Raw genomic sequence first — 26,436 nt, forward strand, 5'->3', positions numbered from 1 at the left:
GTTGCGTATCTCTGCTTTAGCGCTGCCGGCGCAATGCCGCTGCGTTCAACCGAACACCGTCACCGTCTGACGGCTGATAGCAACCAACTCCCCTTTCGGCGTCCAGAGTCCGGCTGCTACGTGGCCGTAACCGTCTCGCGCGTGCTCGATCACCGCCTTGTACTGCGTCCAGTCACGGGTCGTCAGCTCAGGTAACGGCTGCACAAACTCGATGGTCCAGGTCAGCGAACTGCCCGGCGCCGGTTTATTGAGGTGCGGCAATACCGCAGGCGGCCAGCTGTCGACGAGCGCGAGCAGGTGCGCCTCGGTCAGTTTCTCCTCCTCGACATCCTTCAAACGCGCGTAGCCACCAATGGCGGGCGACTTCGTGTGGGTGTACGGCAGACCGCCCAATGCCCAGCGCATGTCGATGAAACGCAGGTATTCAGGCATCACCCCGGAAATGAACGGGAATGCCTGGACATCCTCCACGGGTTTGAGCGCCGGCGCAGGTTCGGCTTCAACCGCAATCATCGATTCACGAGGGGCGCCGAAACTGCCCTGAATCAATGTCACGGTTTCGCCGTTCTGCACGGCGCGTCCCAGCACCTGACTGACCGCTTTGCCCTCGCGCAGGATTTCGACCTCGAATGAAATCGGCGTATCGATCGCCGCAGGACCGACAAAACAGATCGCCAGTGAGCGAACCGGCCGATCAACCGGCACTTTGGCGCGCATAGCCTCGAACTGCAGCGCCGCGATCAGGCCACCGAAACACGAACGGCCCTGGGACCACGATGCGGGAATGGTCACTGACTGCGGGTGATCGCGAACGGCGTCGAGCAATTGGGAGAATGTCATGCGCACTCCATGTGGCAGCCAACGAATCGATGGGTGGAGTGCAGGATCTTATCGAGGCATCGGCCACAGGACAGCGCTCATATGCGCCAATCCTGCGGCCTGATCGGGTTCAATGTGCAGGGGCGTCACCAAAGCAGGCGTGAAACAGCCGCTCCAGCGCTTTGTCGGACTTCTCTTCGGCGCGCAGAATCCCCAGCTCCCAGCCGGCAACACAGGGCGCCAGATCGTTTTGATGCCCAGCCTGCGCCAACCATTGCAGGTGGTCGTGCCAGTCACCCAGCGCGCCTTGTGCCGACTTGAGCCGCTTCTGCATGCCTTGCGGCTGGTGGCTCAGCTCGGGATACGCTTCGGCGGCATACCGGACACGCTTGATCAACAACCGCAGGCGATGCCGATCATGGGCGGGATCGGCCATGGCTTCACGCAGGGTCTTCCACTGCTTGTCCATGCGCTTTTCGATGCGTTGGCGCAGCTTCTTCAGCAGACCATGGCGCTGTTGCGCACGCAGAAACGACGGGAGCTGGTCCAGCACGCCGAACAAGCGGTTGAGCTCAGCCGAGCTGGCGACCCGAGGGCAGGCTGACGCGAGGTGTTTTTCGCGTTTGACGGCGGCCTGATCCATGCCCTGCACACGCAGGTACGCGGCCAGCACTTGCATGTCGCGCAGGGGCGTCGTGAGGTCACCCACCCCTTGGGCGGCCTCGTCGACCTGCTCCATGCCGGGCAACCCGCGCAGCGGCCGAAGCACGCTGCGCAGACGCCGGACCGTGGTGCGCAGATCATGCAGCGCCTCACTGTCCGTAGAGGCGACTAGGCGAGCATGACACGCCAGCAACTTGATGTTGAGGCTGAGAATCTCGGCGATCAGATGATCGACCATGGTAGACATGAGGCACTCCTATTGTCTGTTAAGGCTGCCTGTCCTTCACGGCGGACAGGCGCCAGGGCAAGCTGCGACGCAGGTACTTCAAACGTCGACGCAATTGGGCGACCGAACCGCAAACGCCAGCATAACGTTGCGCTTCGAACTCGCGGGCAAATCCTTCAATGGCGTCCGCGTGCATCGGGAAGCGCCGGGCCGCGCGGGCTGCGAACGCTTGCGCACCTTCACCCTGTTGACGTCTGAGACCGTGGCGCGCCAGCAGTCGTTCGAACGCGTTGAACAAACGGAGCTGCGAATCGCTTTCACGTCGCCACGGTTTGAACAGCCACAACGCAATTAACCCGAGGATAACCATGGCGCCACCGACGAAGGCCGGCGTCTCGAAACCGGAGAACCAGCGGCCCAACACCTGCAGTTGTTGCTGGCCCTGATAACCGAGGACCCAGCGCTGCCAGCCGTAATTGAGGTTGTCCCAACTCAAGCGAATCGAATTGAGCCACGCCAGATGCCGATACCGCAGCGCCGACATCGGTGAGTCCGCGAGAAAATCTTCATCAGCGGCGAGTGCCTGCTCCAGACCCTGCTCGATCCGCGCGGGTGCCACAGCGGCTGTTGGATCGACGCTGCGCCAGCCAATGCCCGCCTGCCAGTATTCCACCCAGGCGTGAGCGTCGAACTGGCGCACGCTGATGTAGTTGCCATCCGGGTTCAGCTCGCCGCCCTGATAACCGGCTACCACGCGTGCGGGAATACCTGCGGCCCGCAGCACGTAGGTCATCGCGCCTGCGTAATGGGCGCAGAACCCGGCGCGGCTGCCGAACAGAAAGTCATCGATGCTGTTGGGACCCAGCGAGGGTGGTTTGAGGGTGTAGTGGAAAGGCTGCTCGGTGAAATAAGACAACAGTGCGTCCACCAGCGCGTCGGGTTTACCGTAGCGGCGGTGCAGATCGGCGGCGAACTCGCGCGTTTCGGGGTTGCCCTTGGCCGGCAGTTGCAGATTCTGCATCCGCCCGCCATCGCTGAGGACGGTTTCACGCACGGCATCCGGCCACGAATTGACGTTGTAGAGCATCGACTGGTCGATCGGGCGTCGGCGCTGCCAGCGAAAATCGCTCATCTGACGAACGCCGGCCAGTTCGACGTCACCGATATCCAGAGCCATCAGCCATGGCTTGCCGGTCGGCTCCATGACGATGCTGTAACTGAGCTTTTCGCCTTCCCTGTGCCAGTCAGGCGCATCCGGCACCTGCGCGCGTGAGGATTGCGACCAACGCCGTCCGTCGAACTGCTCCAGGGTCAGGCCACGCCAGTACTGTTGATTGCGCGGTGGCGTGGGCCCCTCGAAACTGGCCCTGAATACCAGGGACGCAGACTTGCTCAGTTCGGCGATGTCGCCCGGCGCCATGCTGTCGGACAACCCCGTCAGCGCCTTGTTACTGGGTTGCGGCAGCGACCACAAGGGATCCAGGCGCGGAAAGAACAGAAACAACAGCAGCATCAGCGGCACCGCTTGCACCAGCAGCTTGACCGCCAGCATCAAGGTGCTCGCAGGTTTGCTGGACACCGCCGATTGCTGCAGCCCGATCAACGCGGCGAGCAAGGTCGCAATCGGCAGCAGCGTGAACAGCCCCCAGAGCATCGCGTCCTCGAACAAATAGCCCACGGCAACGCAAAAGAACCCGAGGAAAATCAACACCAGCGCGTCGCGCCGGGTCTGCATCTCCAGCATCTTCAGGATGAACGCGGCGATCAGCAGCGCCGCCCCGGCATCCAGCCCGACCAGACTGCCCCGCGCGAGAAAGATCCCGCCCGCGGTGCCCACCAGCAAACCCGACTTGACCCAAGTGCCCGGCATCCGCACGCGCATACGGAAGATCTGAATGCGCCAGAACGTGCAGGCCAGCCACAAGACGATCAGGGAAACAGGGATGTGCAGCGCGAACGGCACGATGACCAGTGCCTGGGCAATCAACAGCCAGTTCAGGCTGACACGCGGAATAGGCTGGGCAAGATGAGCCGATGTCATGACCGTCCCACCTTCATGCCCGTACGCCGTACAGAGCCAACTGCCGCAAACACGCTTCCCGGTGCGCGTCACCGCTGTCCACCGCCGACAAAAAACCCGGCAGGCGCAAGGCAAACGGTTGTTGGCGCTGAGACAATTCCAGCACCCAGTAACACAGGCGCGACAGTCGCTCTTCGATGTCGCCGCCCAACGCCATGAAATCCAGGCACAAGTCGTGGCCGCTGAGGTCGGTGAACTCCTTGACCATCAGCCCTTGCCCGCGCGACCAGGCTTTCCAGTGCATACGGCGCATCGAATCGCCTGGCTGCCACAGGCGCAGCCCCTGGTAATCATCGACGCCCTGCCCCCGCGTGGCCTGACCGTCGTCTTCGGCATGGGGCTGTACACCTTGCAGCAATGGCATGCTGCCCGGCACCGGGCGCGGATAGATCAGCACCGTCTGCTCCAGATCCAGCCAGCTCCAGGCGCGAAAAATGCCTAACGGGAACACGCTTTCGACCCGCAAACGCGGCGCCCGCAACCAACCCCGATTGACGGCGGGCAAGGTCAACGCAACTTCGACCTGACGCGCTGGGTCGACGTCGGTCTGTTCCAGCTGCTCGCTGTCCCAACCCAGCGCGATGGCCTGATGACCGCTCGAACTGCTCTCCAGACGCAGTCGCAATTGCACCGGCTCCCCGACGAACACCGAGCGGGCATTGCTGGCGCTGAGGATCAGGCCGCTGAAGTTGCGATAGGTGTGCAGAATCGCGAGGATCCCCACCGAGACCATGAGGAAGGTCAGGCCATAGGCCAGGCTGTTCTGGTAATTGATTGACACCAACAACAGTAAAAACAGCACCAGCGCGTACGTGCCGCCGACCCGGGTCGGCAGTATGAAGATTCGGCGGTGATCGAGCTCGATCCGCGACGCCGGGGGAATACGACGTCCCACCCAGCGCTGCCAGACCGGTTTGAACTGTGGCATCAAAGCACCGGCACCTCACGCAGCAACCATTGAACCAACGCCCCGCCGCCGTGCCCGGTCGGATCGGAACGCTCGCGCAGACGATGACCGATCACGGCCGGCAAAATCGCCTGAACGTCTTCAGGTATCACGTAATCACGCCCGACCAACAGCGCCCAGGCCCGCGCCGCCGAGAGAATCGCCAGGCTCGCCCTGGGCGACAACCCATAGGCAAATTGTGGCTGGCTGCGCGTGGCATCGACCAGCCGCAGCACATAATCCACCAGCGCGTCGCTCGCCCTTACCCGGCGCGCCTCTCCCTGCAGGGCCGCCAGTTCAGTGTGGTCGAGAATTGGCTCGATGCGTGGCAATAACTCGCGCCGCGATTCGCCCAGCAGCAAGGCTTTCTCCGCCGAGCGCGCGGGGTAGCCCAGTGACAATCGCATCAGAAAACGGTCCAGTTGCGACTCGGGCAAGGCAAACGTACCGCCCTGGCTGAACGGGTTTTGCGTGGCGATGACAAAAAAGGGATCGGGCAACAAGCGGGTTGCACCCTCGATGGTCACCTGCCCCTCTTCCATCGCTTCGAGCAGCGCGCTCTGGCTTTTCGGTGTCGCCCGGTTGATCTCGTCGGCCAGCACCAGTTCGGCGAAGATCGGTCCGGGATGAAAGGTGAACTGACCTGTTTCCCGGTCGAAGATCGACGTACCGAGGATATCCCCTGGCAGCAGGTCGGAGGTGAACTGAATCCGCTGAAAACTCAATCCCAACACCCGCGCCAGCGTTTGACTGAGCGTGGTCTTGCCCATGCCGGGCAAATCTTCGATCAACAGATGCCCCCCGCCCAGCAGACACGTCATGGCCAGACGAACCTGAGGCTCCTTGCCCAGCACCACTTCATTGATCGCGTTTAGACAAGCATCCAGTTTTCTGCCCATTGGAAAGCCTCCCCAGGCGACTGCTCATGGCTAGTAGGACGGCAGAAGATGCCAGACATGCAGCCACTTTAAAGTCAGCGTAGGCCTTTTCGCCAGAGCGGATGGAGCGATTGGAGAGGATTTGTTACGCGAGGGTGAGGACTTGCTGATTGACCACGGAATTCCAGCGGATGGAAAGCACTGTGGAAGCGAATTCATTTGCGATCAGATGGATCAGGCAATCAAGCGACTGCGCCCGGACCGGCCTCTCGCGAATGAATTCGCTCCCACAGGGAATAACGTCGCACCCGACCCGGATTACCGACCGGCGCGGGACTCACGGATATAGAAACGGGCTTTCTCGGCTTTCTCGGAACAGCCCTCGAACGCTTCGAACTGCTGCTGGGTCTTGGCGCCTGTCAGCAACGACAACGCTTTGGAGTAGCTGACCGTACCGGCAAAACCTTCCGCTTTGGCCAGATCCAGCTCATGCCAGGCGGCATCCAGATTGGTGGCGCAGCTGTCGCGGTAGGCGGTTTTACCCGCGCAGCCTGTGAGAACAAGGGCAAGCAAAGGCAGGCAGATCCAGGCTTTCATGCGGTGTTACCTCAACAATGGAAATCGATGATGCGGCTTTGACGGCCCGGCGATGCAAAAGTGCCACAGTCGGCCGTGCGAGCCTATCGATTTCTATCGTGGATGTTGATCATGAAGGCCTTGTGATCGGCCATCGCCGTCTGCGCGTTGGCGCGGATGTCGATCAGTCCTTGGGCGCGTACTGCATGTCACCGTTGCCGAACGACCAGTTTTCGCGTTTGACCTCGACCAGGTTGATCCAGATGTCTTCCTGTCGCAGCCCGGTCCGGTCGTGAATGCCCTGCGCCACGGCTTTGTAGAACGCTTTCTTGACGTCGATGCTTCGCCCCTCATTCCAGGTGATCTGGATGAACACAATGTTTGGGGTGTACGTCACACCCAGATAGCCCGCCGCCGGGTAAACCAGTTCTTCCGAAGCATGGCGATGGACGATCTGGAACTTGTCGTGCTCAGGCACATTGGCCGTGCTGAGCATCGCTTCGTAGATGACATCGCTGATCGTCGCAACGGTGTCGGAGGAGGTTTGAGCAGCAACGTCGATTCTGACCAGGGGCATCGGGTAACTCCTTCTGCTTGGAAATGAGTAGGTCCGGACAGGAGAGCCAACTGCCCGCCCATTAAGATTACATTCGCCATCCAAAAAAGATATCGTCATTTTCGAACGCATCGCCGACATCCACACGTTCGCGCGCGACGGCGTGAGAGATTCTCGTTAAAGACCAGATGAATCACTGCTGCCTTGGGCGTAGGGTAGAACCCTTGCAACGGGGAGCCTGCACATGAAAAAAAGAATTGCGCTGGTCTTGGGTTCCGGGGGTGCCAGGGGATATGCGCACATTGGGGTCATCGAGGAGCTGGAACGCCGCGGTTACGACATTGCCTGCATCGCCGGGTGTTCGATGGGCGCGGTGGTGGGCGGAATCTACGCGGCGGGGAAACTGCCCGAATACAAAGCCTGGATCGAGAGCCTGGATTATCTGGATGTGTTGCGACTGGTGGACGTGAGCTTCCGGCTTGGGGCCATTCGTGGGGAAAAGGTCTTCGGGCAGATTCGCGAAATCGTCGGTGAAATCAATATCGAGGACCTGCGCATTCCCTACACCGCCGTGGCCACCGACCTGACCAACCAGCAGGAAATCTGGTTCCAGGAAGGCAACTTGCATTCGGCCATGCGCGCCTCGGCGGCGATTCCCAGCCTGTTCACGCCGGTGGTTCAGGGGAACCGCACCCTGGTGGACGGCGGTCTGCTCAACCCGTTGCCGATCGTGCCGGTGGTGTCCAGCCACTGCGACCTGATCGTCGCCGTCAACCTCAACTCGACCAACCAGACGCAGTACCAGTTGCCCGTGATCGAGCGCCCGCCGGCCGTGAAAAAGCGCTTTGACAGCCTGATCAGCTCCATCGGTTCGCACTTGCCGTTCCGTCGCAAAATGGACGTGGCGGGCGATGATGTATTGCGACTGGAACAGGACAGCCTCAAGGCGACCGCCGCCACCTTGCCGACCAACCCCTGGCTGACCGGCAGCAACACCGACTCCGCCGACCCGCAAGGCCAGCAACCGGCCGCAGCACCCCAGTCGGCCGGTGCGCCGAAGTCTGCCAGTGGATCGATCATCGTCGACAACGTGGGCCCGGCATCCTTGCTGGACTTGATCAACCAGAGTTTCGAGGTGATGCAGACGTCATTGGCGCAGTACAAAATCGCCGGCTACCCGCCGGACATCCTGATCAACGTCCCCAAGCGCGTGTGCCGGTTCTTCGAGTTCTACAAAGCGCCGGAGCTCATCGCCCTCGGCCGTGAGATCGCCCGAGATACGCTAGACCGCTATGAGCGGGAGCATTGAAAGGTACAGCGGGCGGCGGGAGCTTCCATGGCTCTCAAACCCGTGGTGTCAGTCCGCTTCTTGAGGGTCGCAAAGCCTGACAGCCTGCGCCACCTCCCGGATGACGCAGAGCGTCATTGACTGGGTTACCACGCGGAGCGTGGGAACCATCAAGAAAGCGCAAGACGCGCTCCGCTTTCGCTTCAGATCTTGATCTTGATCTTGATCTTCATACCGCAGCAGGCCAGACACCACAAAACGCGACTTGGGTGCAGGCTGAACGCAGGCGGCGCGCAGTGGGCCGAGCGGCATGGATGCCGCGAGAGCCGCCCCCCGCCATGGATGGCGGATGGCGGCGGGCCCACGGAGCGTCGCCGGAGTGAAGGTACCTCGACGCAGTCGAGGCCGAACCGGGAGCCAACCCTTGGTTACTTGGGGTCTTTTCAAGTAACCCGCCGAAGGCGGAACAGTTTGGCCGTTAGGACAAACCCAACCATCAGCGTCAGCCCATATAGTGAAAATGCACACCATACAGGTCAGCTTGCTGACGAAGGCGCCAGATCAGCCACCTCAGTCGTGGATGACTTACCGCTTTCGTGAGCAGGTCGATTCCAACTGGGTTAAATCAATTACTCCGGACCTGCCTCAGCTCTCCACCAACCGATACCCCACGCCCGCCTCAGTCACGATAAACCGAGGAGCAGCGGGATCATCCGCGAGTTTCTGACGCAAATGCCCGACCACAATGCGCAGGTAGTGGGTATCGTCGACATGGGTCGGGCCCCAGATGTCCTTGAGCAACTGCTGCTGGGTAATGACACGCCCCGGATGCCGCGCCAGCTGCGCCAGCACGGCGTACTCCTTGCGTGTCAGCGCCACCTCGACGCTGTCGAGCAACACGCGCCGGTAGGCCAGATCGATGGTCAGCGGGCCGATCACCAGCGCCGAGTCGACCTGCCCCGTCTCCGGTGCCTGCCGCAGCAAGGCCCGAATCCGCGCGAGAAACTCCTGAATACCGAACGGCTTGGTCACGTAGTCGTTCGCCCCGGAATCCAGTGCGCGCACCTTTTCCCCTTCGCTGGCACGCACCGACAGCACCAGTACAGGCACCGCCGACCACTCGCGAAATTGCGCCAGAACGTCCTGACCGTCCATGTCCGGCAAACCCAGGTCGAGCACCAGCAAGTCAGGCTTGTTCAGCGCCGCCTGGCTAAGGCCCTCGGTCCCGGTGCCGGCCTCCAGCACCTTGTAGCCTTGTGACGACAGGCTGATGCGCAGAAACTTGCGAATCTGCGGCTCGTCATCGATCACCAGAATGGTTGCCGCCTGGTTCATGCTTTTCCCGTTACCCATGATTTTCGATTGCAGAACATCGCCAGCGTAACCCGGCCTCTGCTCACACCGCTTGCTCCATTTCAGCCTGCGGCTGTGCCTGCAACGGCAGATGCAGGCTGATGCAGGTGCCCCTTCCTTCGATCCCCTCACCGACGCTGATACGTCCACCGTGCGCCCCGACCATGCCCTGACAGATTGCCAGCCCGAGCCCTGTGCCCTGCCCGCCTCGGTCGCCCCGCGCTGCGGTGTAGAACATGTCGAAAATCTTGGCCCGCTCGGCCTCTGGAATACCCGGCCCTTCGTCGCTGACGGCAAAGACCAGTTCATCGTCCGTCGCACTCACCTGCATCTGCAGACGGCCATGAGCCGGCGAAAAGCGCGCGGCGTTTTCCACCACATTGATCAGTGCCTGCTCGATCAAGGCGGCATGAACATACAGCAACGGCAGGTCTGCGGGCAGATCGGTGCTGACCTGCAACGGCGCAAGCACCGCACGCAGCCGGTTCAGGGTGCTCCCGACGATGTCGCCCGGCGACACCCAGTCGCGCGCCAGCTTCAGCGCGCCGTGGCCCAGGCGTGTCATGTCCAGCAGGTTCTGGATGTAACGGTCCAGGCGCTCGGCCTCATCGCGCGTCCCTTCCAGCAGTTCCCGGCGATCGTCCAGCGGAATGGCTTCGCCCAAGGCCAACAGGCTGTCGATGCTGCCACGCATGGCCGTCAACGGTGTGCGCAGGTCGTGAGACACAGAGGCCAGCAAGGCGCTGCGCAGTTGCTCGGTTTCCCCATGAAGTCGCGCCGCTTCCAGGTCTTCGGCCAGTCGCGCGCGGGCCAATGCCTGTCCCAACGGTTGGCTCAACGCCGTCAACAATCGCCGGCGCTGGGGACTGAACGCCTCGCCTTCGTTTGGTTTGACCCCCAGAAGCGCCAGCGGCGCGTCGTCAACCCACAGCGGCAGCCACCACCAATCGCCCGACGGCAAGGTGCCGGTGCCCTTCCCCGCAGGTTGCCCGTGCTGCCAGGCCCAATCGGCCGCCGCGCGCTCAAACTCGGAGAACTCGACCGAGCTGCCTGTTTCAAGCTTCCAGCCTTGCTGACCGTCGTTGTCCAGCACGCACACTTGAAGCTCGCGCCAACCCGCCAGATGCTGTTCGGCGGCACTGAGCACCGCCTGACGATCCGTCGCCGCCGTCAGGCGTCTGGACAGGTCAAGCAGTTCGCTGGTTTCCTGCTGGGTATCGCGCAACGCCTGTAATTGTCGACGCTGACGCGCCGCCAGATTGCCCGTCAACGCGGCCATCAACAGGAAAAACAGCAAGGTCAGCACGTCCTCCTCGCGCTGGATGGTCAGGGAAAAATTCGGCGGAATGAACAGAAAGTCATACGCAAGAAACGACAGCACCGAACAGACCATCGCGGGCCCGACGCTGCTGCGCACCGCCACCAGCAACACCGCCGCCAGAAACACCAGCGAGATGTTGGGCAACGCCAGCACGCTGGAAACCGCCCAGGCCAGGGCGCTGGCACAGACCGTCGCCACCACCGCCAGCAGGTAATCGAACCAGCGCAGCGTGCGGGGCGTGGATGAACGTGGCTGGTCGGCACGCGCCTCGCTGTCCAGCACGTTGATTTCCAGGCCATGGGCGTTTCGCAGCAAACGTGCCGCCAGCCCGCCGCCGAACAGCCGACGACGCAACAAAGGCCGTGACTGCCCCACCAGCACCAGGCTGGCGCGACGCTCGGCGGCATGTTGAATCAGGGTTTTCGCAACTTCCGGGGCGCGCAGGACCACCACTTCCCCGCCCAGCCGCTCCGCCAGTTGCTGAGCGTTCTGCAAACGCGTGCGCGCCAGCTCATCGAAAAACCGGCCATTGTCGACATGCACCAGACTCCACGGCAGGTGCCGGCGCTGGGCTACGCGGCTGGCATGGCGCACCAGCCGTTCAGCCTGCGCGTCACCGTCCACCCCCACCAGCAGCCGACCGCGCACCGCAGGCGCGGCCTGACCCAATTGCCGATACCCCAACGCCAGATCGTTATCCACCTGAGCGGCCGCGGTCTGCATTGCCAGTTCGCGCAGCGCGGTCAGGTTGGTCTGGGTGAAGAAGGCATCGATGGCGGCCCTCGCCTGCTCCGGCACGTAGACCTTGCCGTCGCGCAGCCGCTCCAGCAGTTCGCGGGGCGGCAGGTCGATCAGGACCAACTCGTAGGCTTCCTGCAGCACCCAGTCCGGCAAGGTTTCGCGCACCTGCACGCCGGTGATGCCGCGCACCTGGTCGTTTAGGCTTTCCAGGTGCTGAACATTGACCGTGGTGTAGACGTCGATACCGGCGGAGAGCAGTTCCTGAATGTCTTGCCAGCGCTTGGCGTGCCGGCTGCCCGGTGCGTTGCTGTGGGCGAGTTCGTCGACCAGCACCAGCTTCGGTTTGGCGCGCAGCAAGCCGTCCAGATCCATCTCTTCGAGCATCACGCCCCGGTACTCGGAACGCAGCATCGGCAGCTGCGGCAAGCCACCAAGCAAGGCCTCGGTTTCGGCGCGGCCATGGGTCTCGACAACGCCGACCAGCAGCGAAACGCCTTGACGCATTTGCGTGTGCGCCGCCTGAAGCATGGCGAAGGTCTTGCCCACGCCGGGCGCGGCGCCAAGAAACACCTTCAGCCGCCCACGGTCATCCCTGGGCAGATTGGCCAGCAAGGCGTCAGCACGGCTGTTTGAGTTCACGATGGTTGTCCTGGTGCGTTGGTGACGTTGTTGTACTGCCGCTCATCACTGTAGGAGCTGCCGGGGTGGCGCTTCAACTTGTCTCGCGAATTGCCGGGAACCGGCAGCACGTGCATCGTTGTTAAGCGTCTAACACTGCACAGGCGCTTGGTTTTACTACTGCTTCGCAGCAGATCGCGGGACAAGCCACGCTCCTACAGGGCCGGTGTTTATCTTGACTGTGACGGTAATGCTTCCAGGCTCTGATTCAAAGCCAAGACGTTCACCACCGGCGGCCCAATCAGCGGGCTGTAGGTGTTGGCCGCGATCAACTGCTGCACCGAATCGCGTGGCAGATTACGCGCTGCCGCGATCCGCGCCACCTGATATTCCGCTGCCGCCGGCGAAAGATGCGGATCAAGACCGCTGCCCGACGTGGTCAGCAGGTTCAACGGCACCGGCCCCTGATTATCGACCTTCTCTTTGGCCGCATCATCGCTGATCCGCGTCGCCAATGCAGGGTTGCTCGGCGACAGGTTGCTCGCGCCGCTGGCGACCGTGGCATAGGCACCGGCTGACGGACGCGGATGGAACCACCCTTCGCCGGTGAAGTTCTGGGCGATCAACTCCGATCCCCGGACCTTTTCGTGATCGTCGTACACCAGACTGCCGTTGGCCTGTTCCGGGAACGCAACCTGCGCCACACCCGTCACCACCAGCGGATAAGCCACACCGGTGATCAGGGTCATCAGAACGATCAGGCTCACGGCCGGACGCAATACACTGGACATCATTCAATCCTCAATCAAGTTAAGCGTGGCGGGCGACCGTTCGCCCGCCCTGCAAGCAAACCGTGACGCTTAAACCAGGTGCAGCCCGGTGAGCAGCAAGTCGATCAGCTTGATGCCCACAAACGGCACCGCGATGCCGCCCAGACCATAGATGAGCAGGTTGCGACGCAGCAGGTGCGCAGCGCTGGCCGCCTGAACCCGAACGCCACGCAGTGCCAACGGAATCAGCACGACGATGATCAGCGCGTTGAACACGATGGCGGACAGAATCGCGCTCTGCGGGCTGGCCAGGTGCATGATGTTCAGCACACCCAGTTGCGGGTAGATCGCCGCGAACAGCGCAGGCAGGATCGCGAAATACTTGGCCACGTCGTTGGCAATCGAGAAGGTCGTCAGCGCGCCCCGGGTGACCAGCAATTCCTTGCCGATCTGTACCACGTCCAGCAGCTTGGTCGGATCGCTGTCGAGATCGACCATGTTGGCGGCTTCACGCGCGGCCTGAGTCCCGTCGTTCATTGCCATGCCGACGTCCGCCTGAGCCAGCGCCGGGGCATCGTTGGCGCCGTCGCCGCACATCGCAACCAGGCGACCGTCGTTCTGCTCCTGACGGATGCGCTCCAGTTTCTTCTCCGGGGTGGCTTCGGCAAGCACGTCGTCCACACCGGCCTCGGCGGCGATCGCAGCGGCGGTAAGCGGGTTATCGCCGGTCACCATCACCGTGCGAATCCCCAACTTGCGCAACTCCTCGAAACGCTCACGAATACCCGGCTTGACCACGTCCTTGAGGTGAATGGCACCCAGCAGTTTGTTGTCACCACATACCAGCAACGGCGTGCCGCCGGTCTTGGCGATCTTGTCGATTTCCCGCGACAGGGTCAGCGGCAGATCGCTGCGATCACGGCCCAGGAATTTGAGCAGCGAATCCACAGCACCTTTGCGATACACACGACCGTCGTAGTCGACGCCGGACAAACGGGTTTCCGCGCTGAAGGGCACGGCAGTCAGCTGGCTCGGTGCCGGCTCGACCATCGGGTGCAGCGCACGCAGGTATTCGACGATGGACTTGCCTTCCGCCGTGTCATCGGCCAGCGACGCCAGCAATGCGCCCTCACCCAGCTCCTTGGCGCTGACGCCTGGAGCGGCATACACCGCCGAGCAACGACGGTTGCCGAAGGTGATGGTGCCGGTCTTGTCGAGCAGCAGCACATGCACATCGCCTGCGGCTTCCACGGCACGGCCGGATTTGGCGATGACGTTCAAGCGCACCAGGCGGTCCATCCCGGCGATACCGATGGCCGAGAGCAGGCCACCAATGGTGGTCGGGATCAACGTCACCAGCAGCGCAACCAGGAACACCAGCGGCAGGTTGCCGCCTGCGAAATGGGCGAATGGCTGCAGGGTCACCACCACCAGCAGGAAGATCAGGGTCAGGCCGATCAGCAGGATGTCCAGCGCCACTTCGTTGGGGGTTTTCTGGCGTTTGGCGCCTTCCACCAACGCGATCATGCGGTCCAGGGTCGACTCGCCAGGGTTGGCGCTGATCCGCACCAGCAGCCAGTCGGACACCAGACGCGTGTTGCCGGTGACCGCCGAGCGATCACCGCCGGACTCACGAATCACTGGCGCAGACTCGCCCGTAATGGCCGCTTCGTTGACCGCCGCGATGCCTTCGATGACCTCGCCGTCGCCCGGGATCAGCTCCCCGGCTTCAACGCGCACCACATCGCCCTTGCGCAAGGTGCTCGCGTTGACGGTCAGAAAGTCTCCGGTCGCACCTTTCAAGCGCGCTTTCAGGCCTTCAGTGCCCGCCTTGAGGCTGTCGGCACGGGCCTTGCCGCGACCTTCGGCCAAGGCTTCGGCGAAGTTGGCGAACAACACGGTGAACCACAGCCAGATCGCGATCTGCACGGCGACAAACGTCGGTACTGCCGGATCGGGAATCACACACAGAATCGTGGTGAGGATGGCGGTCAGTTCGACGACCAACATCACCGGCGCGCGTTGCAACTGGCGCGGGTCAAGTTTGACGAACGCCTGGATCAGCGCCGGACGCCACAGGTCTGCAAAACCGGTCTTGGCCGGGGTGGCGTGCGCGACATTGTCGGTCGCAGGGTTCTTGGACACAGGTGCTTGCATGTTCATGATTCGGTCCTCAGAAGCCCAGGCTCAAATGTTCGGCGATCGGGCCCAACGCCAGGGTCGGCAGGAAGGTCAGGCCGCCCACCAGCAGAATGGTCACGGTCAACAGGGTGACAAACAGCGGGCCGTGGGTCGGGAAGCTGTTCAGGCCCAGCGGCGAGGTTTTCTTGGCCGCCAGACTGCCCGCCAATGCCAGCACCGGCAGGATGTAACCGAAGCGTCCGATGAACATCGACAGGCCGAGCATCAGGTTATGGAACACGGTGTTGGCACTGAAACCGCCGAACGCCGAGCCGTTATTCGCGGTGGCCGAGGTGTAGGCGTACAGCAGTTGGCTGAAACCATGGGGACCCGGGTTGCTGACGGCACCGGCGGGGCCAGGCAAGGACGCCGCCAGCGCACCGAACACCAGCACGCCCACGGGCATCACGATCAGCGTCGCGACCAGCAATTTCACTTCCCGCGCCTGCAGTTTCTTGCCGAGGTACTCCGGCGTGCGCCCGATCATCAGTCCGGCCAGGAACACCGCAATCAGCACGTTCAACAACATGCCGTAGAGACCGGCGCCCACACCACCGAAGATCACTTCACCGACCATCATGTTGGCCAGTGCGACCATGCCGCTCAACGGGTTGAGGCTGTCGTGCATGCCGTTGACCGAACCGTTGGACGCCGCGGTGGTAGCGGTCGCCCAGAGCACGGTCGCGGTGGTGCCGAACCGGGTTTCCTTGCCTTCCATCGGCGCGGTCTGCTCGACCGACGCGATGTTCAGCGCGGGGTTGGGTTGGTATTCAGCCCACAGCGCGGTCGCGCCACCGATCAGGAACAACACGAACATACAGGCGACGATGGCGCGGCTCTGGCGCATGTCCTTGACGTAGTGGCCGAAGGTGAAGACCAGCGCCACCGGGATCAGGATGATCGAGACCAGTTCGAACAGGTTGGTCCACGCGGTCGGGTTTTCGAACGGGTGCGCCGAGTTGACGCCGAAGAAACCGCCACCGTTGGTGCCCAGTTGCTTGATCGCGATCTGACTGGCGGCCGGTCCGAGCGGGATGGTCTGGTCGGCGCCTTGCAGCGTGACAGCGTCGATATAGTGAGCGAACGTCTGCGGCACGCCCTGCCAGACCAGAAACAGCGCCAGAATGATGCACAACGGCAGCAACCCGTAGAGGGTGGCGCGGGTCATGTCGGTCCAGAAGTTACCCAGGTGCTGGGTCGAACGACGACCAATCCCACGGCAAAACGCAACCAGCACGGCAATCCCGGTCGCAGCGCTGACGAAGTTCTGAACGGTCAGCCCGGCCATCTGGCTCAGGTAACTCAGCGAGGCTTCGCCGCTGTAACTCTGCCAGTTGGTGTTGGTGACGAAGCTCATCGCCGTGTTGAACGCCAGCGACCACTCCATGCCCGGCAAACCTTGTGGGTTGAGCGGCAACGCGCCCTGGAACAGCAGAACCGAGAACAGCACGACAAAACCCGCCAGGTTGAACGCCAGCAGGGCCAGTGTGTAGGTTTTCCAGTTGTGTTCGACCTTCGGGTCAACGCCCGACAGGCGATAACACACGCGCTCGACCGGGCCCATGACCGGGGTCAGAAACGTGCGGTTGCCTTCCATGACGTTGTAATAAAAACGGCCCAGCAGTGGCGCGGGTAGCAGCACCAGCGCGAAGAAGGCCAGAATCAGCAGGTAGTCGTAAGCGTGCATGGCCGTCACTCCTCGACCCGGCCGGCACGCAGCAGCGCGACCAGCAAGTACACGAACAACCCTGCTGCCAACAGCAGTGACACCCCATCCAGAACGCTCATGAAAAAACTCTCCGTCATACGGCGATTGCCGTGTGTAGGAATTGTCGTCACGCAGGGTGTAAAGGAACGAGACCGAGAGGGGGTTCAGGGCATAAAGAAAGCGTAAAGACTGCTGATTTTGTTGGGCGGGCGGGTGTAAAGGATTGGTTTACTGGGTCACCGGGATTTGGGATTTGGGATTTGGGTGTATATCCGTTTTTGCGGTGGTGCGGATATTTGTTCTGCCTAACGGCAGAAGCGTTCCGCCTTCGGCGGGTTACTTGATGACCCCAAGTAACCAAGGGCCTAGCGCCTGGTTTGGCGACTCCTTCGTCGTACCCTCACTCCGGCGACGCTCCGTGGGCCCGCGCTGAACGGACATCCATGTCCTGGCAGCGCTCTCGCGGCATCCATGCCGCTCGACCCACTCCACGTCGCCTGCGTTCAGCCTGCACCCAAGTCGCGATTTGTGGTGTCTGGACTATCGCGCTAGAACAGCAAAATCAAAAGCATCGAATAACGCGAATCCTGTAGGAGCGTGGCTTGTCCCGCGATCTACCGCGCAGCGGTAGCAAAATCAGACGACTCAATTGTGTCTGGAACTCCGCATGCACAGGATTTGCTGCCGGTTCCCGCCAGATCGTCCGAGTGCGGCCCAGAGCAAGCGCGCTCCTACACTAAGAAGTGGAGTGCTGGAAATGGATGCATAACCCAAAAAAGCGAAGAGCGTTAGCTCCAGCACGCGTCGCTCCTAGTACGCGATAGCGCAGGCACCACCAAACGCGACTTGGGTGCAGGCTGAACGCAGGCGACGCGCAGTGGGCCGAGCGGCATGGATGCCGCGAGAGCCGCCCCCGGCCATGGATGGCCGATGGCGGCGGGCCCACGGAGCGTCGCCGGAGTGAAGGGACCCGACGAAGTCGGGCCAAACCGGGAGCCTCAGACCCTTGGTTACTTGGGGTCCTTTCAAGTAACCCGCCGAAGGCGGAACGCTTCTGCCGTTAGGCAGAACCCAAACCCCGCGCCACCCTGAATATCAGATATACACACGATACGCCGCGCCAGAAAAGCCAGCGCAACGCCGAAACCCGATCCTTGTACATTTCTTGATACATTCACGACAATCCACCGACACCTGCCCCCCTCACCCTTCCGCCCCGCTCGCCAGCGAAGTAGCATGGCAGCGTCGTTCCTTACCCGCAGCCCACCCCGGCGGCATCACATGGCGGCAGCAACATGCAGACAACCCCAGACAGCAACACCGCCAACGCACAGGCTGACGAGCGCCGATGGACTACCCGCGCGCTGATCGTCGATGACGATGTACCCATTCGCGAACTGCTGTGCGACTACCTCGCACGCTTCAATATCCAGAGCACCGGCGTCACTGACGGCAACGCCATGCGTGAAGCACTGGCAGAAGAAACCTACGACGTCGTCGTGCTGGACCTGATGCTGCCGGGGGAAGATGGCTTGTCGCTGTGCCGCTGGCTGCGCAGTTCGTCGGATATCCCCATCCTGATGCTGACCGCCCGTTGCGAGCCCACCGACCGCATCATCGGTCTGGAACTGGGGGCCGACGACTACATGGCCAAGCCGTTCGAGCCCCGCGAGCTGGTGGCCCGGATCCAGACCATCCTGCGCCGCGTCCGTGACGACCGCACCGAAGAACGCACCACCTTGCGTTTCGACAACTGGCGCCTGAACAGCGTATTGCGCCAGTTGACCGCACCGGACGGGCTGGTCGTGCCGCTCTCCAACGCCGAGTTCCGCTTGCTGCGGGTCTTCCTCGAACGCCCGCGCCGCGTCCTCAACCGTGAGCAATTGCTGGATGCCGCACGTGGTCGTTCGATCGAAGCGTTCGATCGCAGCATCGACCTGCTGGTGTCGCGCCTTCGGCAAAAACTGGGTGACGATCCCAAGTCCCCGCAACTGATCAAGACCGTACGTGGCGAAGGCTATATGTTCGACGCCAGGGACATTGGTTGATCCGCTCCGCCGACACACTGTTTGCCCGACTGTTCGGGGGCGCGCTGCTGGCGATCATCCTGGCACACCTGCTCGCCTTCGCCTGGTTTCACTACTACGGGCCGAAGATGCCACCGCCCGACGCGCGCTGGGAGTCCAGGCAATCCGGGCATCCGCCGCAACAACCGCCGCCTCCCCGGCAGGACGGAACGCTTGCACACAGCGCGATGGACGCCTTGCGCCCCCCGCCGCCGCCACCTGGACGCCCGCCGATTCTGGGGATTCCGCTTATTCCCCTGCTCTTTCAACTGATCAGCCTGGTGATCGCTGCCTGGTTCGGCGCCAAGGCACTCAGCCGGCCGATCCGGCGCATGAGCGAGGCAGCCGAGCGCCTCAGTGAAAACCTCGACAGCATGCCGCTGTCGCTCAATGGCCCGCGCGAAGCCCGTCAAGCGGCCCTGACCTTCAACCTCATGCAGGAGCGCATCCGCGAACAGGTGCAGCAGCGCGGGCGCATGCTCGCCGCCGTGTCCCATGATTTGCGCACGCCTTTGGCGCGACTGAAATTGCGCGTCGAGCAGATAGAAGAGCCCAAACTGCACGGGCAGATGACTCAGGATCTGAACGACATGATCGCCATGCTCGACGCGACCCTGACCTACCTGAACGAGCAACGCACCAGCGAAGCCCTGCAGTATTTCGATGTGCAGGCCTTGATCGAATCGCTCACCGAAAACGCTCAGGACAATGGCGACGATGTCGAAGCCAGCGGCACCTGTCGCCCGCTCAAATCCCAGCCCATGGCCCTGCGGTCCTGCCTGCACAACCTGATCGACAACGCACTGCGCTATGCCGGGCACGCCAGGGTGATGATCGAAGACGCCAGCGATCGCCTCGTGGTGCGTGTGGCCGACAGCGGCCCCGGCATTCCTGCCAACCTGCGCGAAGCGGTGTTTGAGCCCTTCTACCGGGTCGAAGGCTCGCGCAACCGTAATTCCGGCGGCGTCGGCATTGGCATGACCATCGCCCGCGAAGCCGCCCGACGCATGGGCGGCGACCTTCGCCTTGAAGAAACACCCGGTGGCGGTCTGACAGCCGTGCTGGACCTGCCAAGAGTCTGAAACCCTGACGGTTTGAGCCGAATACGTTTTTACGTGGGAGCGAATTCATTCGCGAGAGGCCGGCAAATCCAGTACGTCCACGCCAGATTCGCCACCGCATCGCGAATGAATTCGCTCCCACAGCGTGAACCCGATGCGAGCCCTGCCTGCGTAAGCCCCTCGTTACAAACCCCACATACCCACGACACGCGCCCCGTAGACGCTGCATAAGCCGGTGCACTGAGCCGGTTTTATCCATCTGATGGGAGTCAGTCCGATGATCACAGGCGTCAGCGGCAGCAGCAGTTATTCCAGTTACGTCAGCTCAAGCAGTACCACCAGCGCCACTGGCAACAGCAAGAAGTTCGCCGACGAATTGCTGAAGAAACTCGACACCAACGGCGACGGCAGTATCGACAAGGACGAATTGAGCTCGGCCCTGACGTCGGACTCCAAAGACGGCATCACCGTCAGCCTGAGCAAAGCGTTCAGTGACCTCGACAGTAACGACGATGACAGTCTGGATGCCGACGAACTGGCCTCAATGACCCCACCCCCGCCGCCTCCCATGCAAATGGACGCAGGCTCTGCCGCCGATGAAGCTCAGGACCTGCTCAGCGCTTTGGACACCGACGGCGATGGCAACGTCAGCAGTGACGAACTGACCGCCGCGCTGAGCAGCTCGGCCAGCAGCGCCGACAGCAGCCAGGTGTTCGACGCGCTGGACACCAACCAGGACGGCACCGTCAGCCTCGACGAACTGACCGCCAGCCTGCAAACGCAGCAACCGCCACCTCCCCCGCCCGCGCAGGATTCCAGCGAGCTGTTCAGCAGCCTGGACACCGACAGTGACGGCAGCATCACCGCCGCCGAACTGACCAGCGCGCTGCAAAGCGGCAGTTCCACCGGCAGCACAAGCGCTACCAGCAGCACCGATGACGTCACTTCGCTGTTCAATGCACTGGATGCCGACAGCAGCGGCGGCGTCAGCGCCGATGAATTAACCGCAGCGCTGACACCCGACAGCAGCCGTCAGCAACAGACCACGACGCAGGCCACCGAAGCCTTGAACCGCATGGTCGCGGCATTGAGCGATCGCTATAACCTCAACAGCAGCGCGACGGCGGGTAAATACGTCAGTACGTCTGCCTGAAAAAACAAAACCGCCGTCGGACATAGCCCGACGGCGGTTTTCGCAGGTTGTCTCTCCTCTACTTCGGCAATTGCCGCGCCCGACTGTCCCCCACCCAATCAAGCAACAGACTGTAGGCCACTGCCAGCAAGGTCGGACCAATGAACAGACCGATGAAGCCGAACGCCAGCAAACCACCGAACACGCCCAACAGCACGATCACTAAAGGCAGGTTGCCGCCGCGGCTGATCAGGTAAGGCTTGAGCACGTTGTCGACGCCGCTGACGATGAACGTGCCCCACAAGCCGAGAAAGATCGCCATGCCGTACTCGCCCTTCCAGGCGAGCCAGGCCGTGGCCGGAATCCAGATCAGCGGCGGTCCCATGGGCACCAGACTCAGCAGAAAGGTGCCGATGCCCAGCACCAGCGCACCGGGTACGCCAGCAATAAGGAAGCCGATGAGCGCCAGCAGCGCCTGAGCCGCCGCCGTGCCGATGACCCCGTTGACCACCCGTTGTACGGTCCCGGCCACCAGATCGACATAATACTGCGCGCGTTCACCGATCAGCCGCTCCAGCAGGCTGAGCACGAACGCCGCCAGACGCGGCCCGTCACGATAGAAAAAGAACACGAACACCAGGCTCAGGGTCAGTTCCAGAATGCCGCCGCCGATCTGCGCGCTGCGCGCCAGCAGCCAGTTGCCGACCTGTCCCAGATACGGTTTGACGCTGGCCAGCATGGCGGCGCCCTGCTGGTCGATCGTGGTCCAGTAACCCACCAGCCGTTCACCGACAAAAGGAATGCTGCCCAGCCAGGTCGGTGGATCCGGCAGCCCGTCGACCTGTACGTCCTTCACGAACGCCGTAGCGTCGCGCACATGATCCGCCAGGTTGAAGCCCAGCCACACCAGAGGTCCCGCCACCAGCAGCATCCATCCCAGGGTCAGGATGCCTGCCGCCAGCGACTCGCGCCCGTTGAGCGCACGCGTCAGCAGGCGCATCAGCGGCCAACTGGCAAACGCCAGCACCGCGCCCCAGAACAGCGCCGACCAGAATGGCGCCATCACCCATAAACACGCACCGAGCAACGCCAGCAGAAGAATCTGCACCAACAGGCGATCGTTATTGAGCATGGGTTATTCCGCAGATAAAGGGGTCAAGATCATGAGCATAACGGCGAACCCTGCGGCTCGCCCATTGCCGTCTGCAACGCTTGTGATAGAGCGCGTCTCAGCGAATCAGTTCAAGGGTCAATCCCGAGGTCTTTACACTGCCCGCTTCCAGCCGCGCCGCGCGAACGCCTTTGCTGACCAGCGCTTCGCGCCAGGCATCGTTCTGCGCCCCGGACAGCGTCACGCGAATCGTGCTGTCCAGATTCAAACCACGTGACAACAAGGTGATCCACGGTTCGGCAGGTGCGCCAGTGAGCATGGGCAGGTTCAAATCGCCTGAGCTCTTCAGCTCTCGCAGCAGGGTCGCCGAGGTGGGCAACAACTCTCCAAGCGGCGCACTGGCCTGGAATTGCTCGACGTGCAGATACGCCCGGCGGTTACCCCGCGTGATGCTGTACAGCGCCACCAGGGTGTCGTTGTCCGGTGCGGCAAGGCGCAGCAGTAAATACGCCTGCCCGCTGTCGGCACCGTAGAGCCTGGAGTTGCTGAACACTTCGTTGGCCCACAGGCTGCTTTCGCCACAATCGCGCGCCTGGCACCAGAACAACAGCTGTGCATTCTGCTTTTGCAAAGCTTCACGGGCAGCGGTAAACGCCTCGTCGGCAGAGCGCTCAGGCGGTAATTCATAGGTCACGGAAGTCGCATTGCCCCGCGACGAAACCTGGCCGTCGAAACGCAACTGGCCGCTGATCTTGCGAATGGAGCCCATCGGGTAGATACGTTCGAGTTCGGCGGCTGGCCGGTAATCGACGATCTCGGCATCCGTGGGTCGCGGCAGATTGGCGAAGTCCTGGCTGCCAGTGACATCCGCTGCCTGACTCACACTGGCGTAGACGGACAGGCACAGCACCACCCCTAAAGCACGTGATAAATGCATAGGGGCGCTCATGGAGTGAACATCGGGAGGCAAACGAATGCCGCACGACGGTGCGGCTTGCGGGCAGGTGAAATCGTCGGGCGTGGGCGGTGGTCCATCATGCAGTCTCCTGTTTCAACCCGCCCAGCCTCGACAGTTGCACCGCGCAAGTCAAGGAACGGCGAAGAACCGATTGAAACAGTCTGCAACAGCGGATGCACCCGCCTCGTCGTTGAGGTGCAGATGATGCCCGCCTGGCAGTGCAGTGACCTCGAACGGCACACTCGCCAGCAGCGTCTGGTTCTGAGCCAGCATGCCCTCCTCTGCCACCACCAACTGCGCAGGACAGCGGATCGCATTGACGAAAGACAGCGCCTGGGCGCGGGTCAGACGCATCGCCGATGCCAGGGTCAGGCGGCTGTCGCTGCGCCAGGTGTAACCGCCAGGCACCGGCATCAAGCCACGCTGAGCCAGCAACTCAGCGGCCTCGCGGCTCACCGCGACCACCCCTTTCATCCGCGCCTCCACCGCGCGGTCCATGTCCGCGTAGACCGGTTTGCGTTTGCTCGACTGCGTGAGTTGCGCCTGCAGGGCCGCCCCCATGCGCTCCGCGGCGCCTTCGGGCTCGCCCAACGGCGGAATGAGGCCGTCGATCAAGGCCAGCCGGTTGATGCGTTCGGGCAACGCCCCCGCGATGATCACCGAAACAATGGCGCCCAATGAGTGCCCGAGCAGCGAAAACTTTTCCCAGCCCATCTGCTGGGCGACCTGCAACACGTCGTGGGCGTAGTCCGGCAGGCCGTAGCCGGCGCCCGCAGGCCGATGGTCGGAGTGACCATGACCGGCCATGTCCAGCGCCAGAATCCTCAGTCCCTTCAGCTTGGGTGCCAGACGGGCAAAACTGTTGGCGTTATCAAGCCAGCCGTGCAAGGCAATGACCGGAAGGCCGTCCTGCGGCCCGAACAAATGCGCCGCCAGCTCAATGTGCGGCAGGCTCAGACGCACTTCTTCAACCGAACAACTCATGCGCGGGCTTGCTGGCGTGCCAGCAAATCGTTGGCGGCGCGACTGCGCGCAGACCAGCGGGAGAACAGGTTTTTGAGCATCTGCGCGGTATCCTCTGGGTGTTCGAGCGGAAACATGTGGCCGCCCGGTACCGAAAGATACTCGCCTTCGCGCATGCTTTTCACCGACATCGCATGATGCCGCCGCACCACGTCGCTGTGCTCGCCACGCACCATCGCCAGCGGCACGCGCAAATGACGCGCCATCCCTGGGCTGGTGTGCGGCACGCTGCGATAGATGCTGATCTCGGTGGCCGGGTCGAAACGCAGCCTCAACTGCTCGCCATCGGGCTGCAAGCCGTGCAGCAGATACGCTTCAAAACATTCAGGGTCGAACCGACGGAACAGATTTTTGCCAGAGAAGTAACGGCGCGCGGCGTCCAGATCGCTGAACACTTCGCGGCGTCCAAGCGTACGACCGGCAGGTGTGATGCGATCGATGAAGCCGAAGCGCTTGGCGGCACGAATCATCCATTGATCAAAACGGGTCAGCACCGGTGAATCGAGCATGACCACACCACGGTACAGCTCGGGATGGCGCAAGGCAGCGTGGTAATGCAACACGCCGCCCAGCGAATGCCCCACGCCCCACACCGGTTGAGACTGTTCGCGCAAATGGTGAACCAGCTCGTCAACCAGGTTGGGCCAGTTATCGGTCACTGGAAAACGCGGGTCATGGGCATGCTGATCCAGGTGCGTCACCTGAAACTCATCACCCAGCGCTGCGAACAACTTGCCGTAAGTCGCCGAGGGGAAGCCATTGGCGTGAGCGAAAAACACGGGTTGGGTCATGCCAGCGCATCCAGAGAACCTTGAACAGGCGGCAATTGTGCGCACCCGCTGGCTGACGCGGCAATGACCGGAACTGCCATCGGCGATGACACTCCGGTCATGGGCACGCCCGATCAGCGCGCGGGCGGCTGCTCGCCATGGGGAACCACCGCGACCGTCAGCCGCGAGATGCAGCTGGCCTTGCCTTCGTCGCTGGTCAGGCGGATGTCCCAGACGTGGGTGGTACGGCCAATGTGCACGGGGTGCGCCACCGCGGTCACCCGACCACTGCGCAGGCCGCGCAGGTGGTTGGCGTTGATTTCAAGCCCGACGCAAAAGTATTTGCTGGTGTCGATGACCAGATAGCTGGCCGACGACCCCACGGTTTCCGCCAGTACCACCGATGCACCGCCATGCAGGAGGCCGTACGGCTGATGCGTGCGGTGATCGACGACCATGCTGGCGGTCAGGGATTGTTCGTCGAAGGCCTCGAAACGAATGTCGAGCATCTCGCCAATGGTGTTTTTCTGCATCGCGTTGAGCGCGTCGAGGTTGGGTGCTTCACGCCATAGGGCCATGGTTTTTCCTTGTTGTTGGAGGCACCTCTGCCGGTGCCATGAATTCATAGGATGGCGGAGAATGCCGAACGGTGATGACAGCGCCCTTGCCCGCGGCTGCGTCGTATCAGCCAGCATGGCTGTGTCTGATCGACCGCGTTCGCGGGCAAGCGCGCCTCTACAAAGAGAGGTCAGGGCTTTTACTCCGGATGCCGAACCCTGACCAGCTCCATCGCCCCGGCCAACGGAAAGTCCGCGTCAAGCTCGGCCAGGCTGGCAGTGTGCATCGGCTCAGCGGTTTGCAGATCGCCATGCACTGCGAGACCAATCAGTGAACCCACCAGCGGCTGATGGCTGACGATCAACACATCGTCCGAGGCATACAGGTCCAGGTTGGACAGCGCCTTGCGCGGGTCGCTTTCCGGGGTCAACCAAGGCACGGTCACCACCGCATCGGCAAACCCCAAGGCCTGACGCACCAGTTCAGCGGTCTGCTGCGCCCGCACATAGGGGCTCGCGATGATCCAGCGCAGCGGCTGGCCCAGCAGATGCGCCGCACTGTTCAGGACTTCTTCACGGCCATTGTCCGTCAGTTCACGTTCAGCGTCCGTGCGCGCCCGGTTCTGAGCCTCGCCGTGACGCAGAATCCACACTTTCATAGCTTCGGTTCCTCATCACGCACCGGGTGCGCGGCGGCGGGAACGGTGTGTGGCGCTTCACCTTCCGGCGGACGCGGCGCTGGCCAGTCGGCGAATGGCCAGGGTTTCTGATCGGTGTGGAAGGTGCCGAAGCGACCGATCTGCGCCAGAAACTGGCTCAGGCTGTCACCGAACGACATCAGGCTCAGGCTCGGCGCGCCATAGAACAACCGGTACGCCAGTTGCACCAGCACCACGACCGCCAGGACGATCTCGGCCACCTGCCAGACCACCACAAACACCAGCATCCACAGGATGCGCAGCAGAATCGATTCGTGCTGCTTGAGTTTTGACTCGTTCAAGGGCTTCTCCATGGAGGGGAAAACGTAAGGGCAA

Annotated in this window: 25 protein-coding genes; 4 read left to right on the plus strand and 21 right to left on the minus strand. The window is 62.4% G+C overall.

The genetic code is table 11. The annotated features are described in order from the left end of the window. Positions 1–45: 45 nt before the first annotated feature. The 7 genes from AB4N84_RS28820 to AB4N84_RS28850 form a co-directional block, all read right to left on the minus strand. A complete protein-coding gene (locus AB4N84_RS28820) occupies positions 46–840 on the minus strand; it encodes an acyl-CoA thioesterase (RefSeq protein WP_074753376.1) in 795 nt (264 codons plus the stop codon). Between the two features lie 109 nt (positions 841–949). Further along, complete coding sequence (locus tag AB4N84_RS28825) at positions 950–1,720, minus strand: CHAD domain-containing protein (RefSeq protein ID WP_460047169.1); 771 nt, start codon at positions 1,718–1,720, stop codon at positions 950–952. A gap of 28 nt (positions 1,721–1,748) precedes the next feature. Next, on the minus strand, positions 1,749–3,749 hold the full coding sequence (locus AB4N84_RS28830) for a transglutaminase TgpA family protein (RefSeq protein WP_460044379.1): 2,001 nt from the start codon (positions 3,747–3,749) through the stop codon (positions 1,749–1,751). A 13-nt stretch (positions 3,750–3,762) separates the two neighbouring features. Beyond that, positions 3,763–4,716: a DUF58 domain-containing protein gene (locus AB4N84_RS28835; protein WP_460044380.1), complete on the minus strand. Its 954-nt coding sequence runs from the start codon at positions 4,714–4,716 to the stop codon at positions 3,763–3,765. Next, positions 4,716–5,633, minus strand: a complete 918-nt coding sequence (locus tag AB4N84_RS28840; protein WP_460044382.1) for an AAA family ATPase — start codon at positions 5,631–5,633, stop codon at positions 4,716–4,718. The genes AB4N84_RS28835 and AB4N84_RS28840 overlap by 1 nt, the downstream gene beginning before the upstream one ends. 297 nt (positions 5,634–5,930) lie before the next feature. Beyond that, the gene (locus AB4N84_RS28845) at positions 5,931–6,209 is read right to left on the minus strand and encodes a hypothetical protein (protein ID WP_062381160.1); all 279 of its coding nucleotides are present in this window, start codon (positions 6,207–6,209) and stop codon (positions 5,931–5,933) included. A 163-nt stretch (positions 6,210–6,372) separates the two neighbouring features. After that, positions 6,373–6,765, minus strand: coding sequence for a tautomerase family protein (locus AB4N84_RS28850; RefSeq protein WP_460044383.1), 393 nt, complete (start codon positions 6,763–6,765; stop codon positions 6,373–6,375). 223 nt (positions 6,766–6,988) lie between these two features. Here AB4N84_RS28850 and AB4N84_RS28855 point away from each other — a divergent pair, with 223 nt between their 5' ends. Continuing rightward, entirely contained in the window at positions 6,989–8,053 is a 1,065-nt protein-coding gene (locus AB4N84_RS28855; RefSeq protein WP_460044385.1) for a patatin-like phospholipase family protein, read from the plus strand. 624 nt (positions 8,054–8,677) lie between these two features. On the opposite strand, the gene AB4N84_RS28860 is transcribed toward AB4N84_RS28855, so the two are convergent. From AB4N84_RS28860 to kdpF, 7 genes are all read right to left on the minus strand, one after another. After that, the gene (locus AB4N84_RS28860; RefSeq protein ID WP_074753383.1) at positions 8,678–9,367 is read right to left on the minus strand and encodes a response regulator; all 690 of its coding nucleotides are present in this window, start codon (positions 9,365–9,367) and stop codon (positions 8,678–8,680) included. A gap of 61 nt (positions 9,368–9,428) precedes the next feature. Continuing rightward, positions 9,429–12,086, minus strand: coding sequence for a DUF4118 domain-containing protein (locus tag AB4N84_RS28865; protein ID WP_460044386.1), 2,658 nt, complete (start codon positions 12,084–12,086; stop codon positions 9,429–9,431). Then, on the minus strand, positions 12,083–12,271 hold the full coding sequence (locus tag AB4N84_RS28870) for a hypothetical protein (protein ID WP_143024394.1): 189 nt from the start codon (positions 12,269–12,271) through the stop codon (positions 12,083–12,085). Before AB4N84_RS28870 ends, AB4N84_RS28865 begins: the two co-directional genes overlap by 4 nt. 24 nt (positions 12,272–12,295) lie before the next feature. Beyond that, positions 12,296–12,856: a potassium-transporting ATPase subunit KdpC gene (kdpC, locus tag AB4N84_RS28875; RefSeq protein ID WP_074753496.1), complete on the minus strand. Its 561-nt coding sequence runs from the start codon at positions 12,854–12,856 to the stop codon at positions 12,296–12,298. A 69-nt stretch (positions 12,857–12,925) separates the two neighbouring features. Further along, positions 12,926–14,998, minus strand: coding sequence for a potassium-transporting ATPase subunit KdpB (kdpB, locus tag AB4N84_RS28880; RefSeq protein ID WP_074753385.1), 2,073 nt, complete (start codon positions 14,996–14,998; stop codon positions 12,926–12,928). Between the two features lie 10 nt (positions 14,999–15,008). After that, positions 15,009–16,703: a potassium-transporting ATPase subunit KdpA gene (kdpA, locus tag AB4N84_RS28885; RefSeq protein WP_460044387.1), complete on the minus strand. Its 1,695-nt coding sequence runs from the start codon at positions 16,701–16,703 to the stop codon at positions 15,009–15,011. A 5-nt stretch (positions 16,704–16,708) separates the two neighbouring features. Beyond that, entirely contained in the window at positions 16,709–16,804 is a 96-nt protein-coding gene (kdpF, locus tag AB4N84_RS28890; protein ID WP_037009437.1) for a K(+)-transporting ATPase subunit F, read from the minus strand. Positions 16,805–18,019: 1,215 nt separating this feature from the next. Here kdpF and AB4N84_RS28895 point away from each other — a divergent pair. The 3 genes from AB4N84_RS28895 to xopAW all read left to right on the plus strand — a co-directional run bounded on the left by AB4N84_RS28895 (position 18,020) and on the right by xopAW (position 21,004). After that, positions 18,020–18,772: a response regulator gene (locus tag AB4N84_RS28895; RefSeq protein ID WP_460044388.1), complete on the plus strand. Its 753-nt coding sequence runs from the start codon at positions 18,020–18,022 to the stop codon at positions 18,770–18,772. After that, positions 18,769–19,872 carry a sensor histidine kinase gene (locus tag AB4N84_RS28900; protein ID WP_460044390.1) on the plus strand — a complete coding sequence of 368 codons (1,104 nt, stop codon included), beginning with the start codon at positions 18,769–18,771 and terminating at the stop codon, positions 19,870–19,872. The genes AB4N84_RS28895 and AB4N84_RS28900 overlap by 4 nt, the downstream gene beginning before the upstream one ends. A gap of 256 nt (positions 19,873–20,128) precedes the next feature. Then, positions 20,129–21,004: a XopAW family type III secretion system calcium-binding effector gene (xopAW, locus tag AB4N84_RS28905; protein WP_460044392.1), complete on the plus strand. Its 876-nt coding sequence runs from the start codon at positions 20,129–20,131 to the stop codon at positions 21,002–21,004. Positions 21,005–21,062: 58 nt separating this feature from the next. On the opposite strand, the gene AB4N84_RS28910 is transcribed toward xopAW, so the two are convergent. From AB4N84_RS28910 to AB4N84_RS28940, 7 genes are all read right to left on the minus strand, one after another. Beyond that, positions 21,063–22,115: an AI-2E family transporter gene (locus AB4N84_RS28910; protein ID WP_074753391.1), complete on the minus strand. Its 1,053-nt coding sequence runs from the start codon at positions 22,113–22,115 to the stop codon at positions 21,063–21,065. A gap of 97 nt (positions 22,116–22,212) precedes the next feature. Next, positions 22,213–23,031, minus strand: coding sequence for a DUF4892 domain-containing protein (locus AB4N84_RS28915; protein ID WP_460044393.1), 819 nt, complete (start codon positions 23,029–23,031; stop codon positions 22,213–22,215). A gap of 150 nt (positions 23,032–23,181) precedes the next feature. Next, positions 23,182–24,036 carry an alpha/beta fold hydrolase gene (locus AB4N84_RS28920; protein ID WP_460044394.1) on the minus strand — a complete coding sequence of 285 codons (855 nt, stop codon included), beginning with the start codon at positions 24,034–24,036 and terminating at the stop codon, positions 23,182–23,184. Continuing rightward, entirely contained in the window at positions 24,033–24,866 is an 834-nt protein-coding gene (locus AB4N84_RS28925) for an alpha/beta fold hydrolase (RefSeq protein WP_074753394.1), read from the minus strand. Before AB4N84_RS28925 ends, AB4N84_RS28920 begins: the two co-directional genes overlap by 4 nt. Positions 24,867–24,979: 113 nt before the next feature. Further along, on the minus strand, positions 24,980–25,423 hold the full coding sequence (locus AB4N84_RS28930; RefSeq protein WP_460044395.1) for a hotdog fold thioesterase: 444 nt from the start codon (positions 25,421–25,423) through the stop codon (positions 24,980–24,982). 179 nt (positions 25,424–25,602) lie between these two features. Beyond that, positions 25,603–26,061, minus strand: a complete 459-nt coding sequence (gene sixA, locus AB4N84_RS28935) for a phosphohistidine phosphatase SixA (RefSeq protein ID WP_460044396.1) — start codon at positions 26,059–26,061, stop codon at positions 25,603–25,605. Continuing rightward, entirely contained in the window at positions 26,058–26,348 is a 291-nt protein-coding gene (locus tag AB4N84_RS28940) for a DUF4389 domain-containing protein (protein WP_244165849.1), read from the minus strand. Before AB4N84_RS28940 ends, sixA begins: the two co-directional genes overlap by 4 nt. Positions 26,349–26,436: the final 88 nt, after the last annotated feature.

The sequence above is a fragment of the Pseudomonas sp. S2_H01 genome, from assembly GCF_054668305.1.